The organism is Streptomyces sp. P5F9 (genome assembly GCF_057961495.1).
Genome location: NZ_JBXVPZ010000728.1, coordinates 1 through 3,154, shown reverse-complemented (window position 1 = coordinate 3,154; position 3,154 = coordinate 1). Strand labels below are relative to the sequence as shown.

Below are 3,154 nucleotides of genomic sequence, written 5' to 3'. Positions count from 1 at the left end.
CGGCGGCACGGACCACGCCGAGCGGTGGGCGCAGGGTGACGCGGATCGTCTCGGGGGTCTCGGGGAGGGTGTGGGTGACGACGTACCAGCAGGCGCGTTCGGCGTCGGCCGGGGTCAGGGCGATCAGGTCGCCCGGGATGACCTCGGCGGCGGTCACCGGGTGGGGAGCGAAGGGGACTTGTGACGAATCGGATGAATTGGACATATCTCGCACACGCTTCCTGGGGACTGAACGGACTTATGCCCTACGGCAAACCATCCCGAGTGAACTGGACCAAACCGGAAAAAGCCACGGTTGAAAGATGAACCGGTTACGCCCCGGGAGCTCTCAAGGTCCGCTGAAATAGGGCGAGTTGTCCAGTTGATCACCAGGGTTATGTGCGGAACATCACTTTCGTGGCCGTCGCACCGGTCCCCGCACTCACTTGTTCCCTGGATTTAACGCGAGGCCCTCTGGCAACTCCCTTTCTACGCGCGTAACTTGAGCCGACTCCCCACAGGCACCCGGTATCGGCAGCTACACGAAGCACGAGGAGACCGCCAGCGTGTCCAGACCTGAAGGGCGCAGACCCCGCGCCCGCCGCACCGCCCAAGCGATCGTCTCGGTGGGCGCGGCGGGAGCATTCGCCTTCACCGCCCTGCCCACCGCGTCCGCAACTCCCTCCGCCTCGGCGGTCATTGCCGAGGTGTACGGCGGCGGGGGCAACTCGGGAGCGACCCTGACCCGGGACTTCGTCGAACTCGGCAACGCCGGTTCGGCGGCCTACGACCTGTCGGGCTACACCGTCCAGTACCTGCCCGGTACGCCGTCCTCCGGCTCCACTTGGCAGGTCACCGCCCTCACCGGCGCGATCGCCCCCGGTGCCCGCTACCTGGTCGGTGAGGGCACCGGCAGCGGCGGCACGACCGCGCTGCCGACCACCGACGCCACCGGCTCGATCGCGATGAGCGCCACCTCAGGCACGATCGCCCTGGTCTCCGGCACCACCGCGCTGACCTGCAAGACCGCCGCGGACTGCGCGGCCGACCCGAGCATCGTCGACCTCACGGGCTACGGCACCGCGGTCGTCCGCGAGGGCAGCGGCCCGGCCATCGGCGCCTCCAACACGGCCGCGGTCGCCCGTGCCGACTCGCTCGCCGACACCGACGACAACGCGGCCGACTTCACGAGCGGTACCCCGTCACCGGTCAACTCGGCCGGACAGACGCCCGGTTCGGGCGACGGCGGCGGTGACGGCGGCTCGCCCACCGACCCCGGCACCGTCCGCGTCCACGACATCCAGGGCACGACCCGCCTCTCGCCGTACGCCGGCCAGACGGTCACCCGCGTCCCGGGCATCGTCACCGGCGTCCGCGGCAGCGGCTCCCTCGGCTACTGGATCCAGGACCCGACCCCCGACACCGACCCGCGCACCAGCGAGGCCGTCTTCGTCTACACCGGTTCCGCCAAGCCCACGGTGGCGGTCGGCGACTCGGTCCTGGTCACCGGCAAGGTCAGCGAGTACTACCCGAGCAGCACCAGCCAGTCGAACACCGAGATCGGCGGCCCGACCACCACGGTCCTCTCCAGCGGCAACGCGCTGCCCGACGCCGTCGCCCTGAACGCCACCTCGGTCCCCGACGCCTACATCCCGACCGCGTCCGGCGGCAGCATCGAGTCCCTCGCGCTCCAACCCGCCGTCTACGCCCAGGACTTCTACGAGTCCCTGGAGGGCATGCGGGTCACCTTCGCCGACGCCCGCGTGGTCGGCGCGAGCGACGCGTACGGCGAGCTGTGGGTCACGGTCAAGCCGGACGAGAACGCCACCGCGCGCGGCGGCACCCTGTACTCGTCGTACGACCAGCCCAACACCGGCCGTATCGAGGTGATGTCGCTCGACGCCACCTCAACCTTCCCCGCCGCCAATGTCGGTGACGAACTGTCAGGAGTCACGGCCGGCCCCCTCGACTACTCCACCTACGGTGGCTACAACGTCCAGGCCACCCAGCTCGGCACCCTCGTCGACAACGGCCTGAAGCAGGAAGTGACGCGCCGTCAGAATAAGGACGAGCTGGCGGTCGCCACGTACAACGTGGAGAACCTGGACGCGCTCGACACCCAGGAGAAGTTCGACCGGCTCGCCGAGGGCGTCGCGGTCAACCTCAACTCGCCCGACATCGTGGCCCTGGAGGAGATCCAGGACGACAACGGCGCGACGAACGACGGCACGGTGACGGCCGAGGGCACCCTGAAGCGCTTCACCGACGCGGTCCGCGCGGCCGGCGGCCCGGCGTACAAGTGGCGTTACATCTCGCCGACCAACGACGCGGACGGCGGCGAGCCCGGCGGCAACATCCGCCAGGTCTTCCTCTTCAACCCCAAGCGCGTCTCCTTCACCGACCACCCCGGCGGCGACGCGACCACCGCCACAAGCGTCGTGAAGACCCGCAAGGGCGTCGAACTCACCTACTCCCCGGGCCGTATCGACCCGGCCAACGCGGCCTGGGAGGACAGCCGCAAGCCCCTGGTCGGCGAGTTCACCTTCCAGGGTGAGCAGGTCTTCGTGATCGCCAACCACTTCATCTCCAAGGGCGGCGACCAGCCGATCCACGGCCGCTACCAGCCCCCGGCCCGCAGCTCCGAGACCCAGCGCGCGGCCCAGGCGGCGGAGGTCAACACCTTCGTCAAGTCCCTGCTGGTGGCGGACAAGAACGCCAAGACGGTCGTCCTCGGCGACCTGAACGACTACGAGTTCTCCCAGACGGTGACCACCCTGACGGCCGACAAGGTCCTCAAGCCCCTGATCACCACCCTCCCCGCCGCCGAGCGCTACACCTACGTCTACGACGGCAACTCCCAGACCCTCGACCACATCCTGACCAGCCCCGCGGTGACGTCCTTCAACTACGACGTCGTCCACATCAACGCGGAGTTCGCAGACCAGGCAAGCGACCACGACCCACAGATCGTCCGAATCGACCTCTCGAAGTGCCGTAGGCACTAACACTGTTGAAGGCCGACGGGGCGGAACGGCGCAAGCCGTCCCGCCCCGTCCCCACGACTGCCCGCCTTATGGCCCCGGCCAGAGCAACCCCCCAAGGGGCGCGGGGCTGTGACATTTGCGGCTCCGCCGCGCGGGCGCGACCAGCCACAACGCCGCCGCACTCGCAAGAC

Annotated in this window: 1 protein-coding gene and 1 pseudogene; one reads left to right on the top strand and one right to left on the bottom strand. The window is 69.2% G+C overall.

The annotated features are described in order from the left end of the window. Nucleotides 1-205 (bottom strand): annotated as a pseudogene (locus AC31A1_RS49145) (3-oxoacyl-ACP synthase); the annotation flags it as partial. 400 nt (nt 206-605) lie between these two features. Between AC31A1_RS49145 and AC31A1_RS49140 the strand changes: the two are divergent. Beyond that, nucleotides 606-2,984, top strand: a complete 2,379-nt coding sequence (locus AC31A1_RS49140; protein ID WP_489659552.1) for a DUF8508 domain-containing protein — start codon at nt 606-608, stop codon at nt 2,982-2,984. The last annotated feature ends 170 nt before the right edge of the window (nt 2,985-3,154 follow it).